The 234-nt window shown below is 71.4% G+C and carries 1 protein-coding gene; it reads right to left on the bottom strand.

Annotated elements, in window-relative coordinates; translation table 11 throughout:
* Positions 1 to 234 (bottom strand): DUF222 domain-containing protein (locus tag AAFO60_RS21070; RefSeq protein ID WP_347958157.1); only part of this gene is annotated, 234 nt, incomplete at both ends.

Raw genomic sequence — 234 nt, 5'->3', positions numbered from 1 at the left:
CCCAAGACTGCAGCATGATTTCCATCTCGGCGCGCAAGGCGGGGGTGAGCAGGGCGCGGACCTTGCTCATCAGATCCCGCCCCTGCGGCATCAACGCCACCCCGCGGCGCCGGCGGCGGTCCCGATCATCGGTGAGCTGCCCATCCGGATCCAGATGCGCCAACAACCGCACGCCGGCCATCCGGACACCGTCCGGGGTCAGGTCGCGGGCCACCGCGGCGAGCTGGGCTTCGG

The sequence above is a fragment of the Gordonia aichiensis genome, assembly GCF_039946255.1.
GTDB lineage: Bacteria > Actinomycetota > Actinomycetes > Mycobacteriales > Mycobacteriaceae > Gordonia > Gordonia aichiensis_A.
The sequence above is the reverse complement of the archived record's forward strand: the minus strand, read 5'-3'. Positions and strand labels throughout refer to the sequence as shown.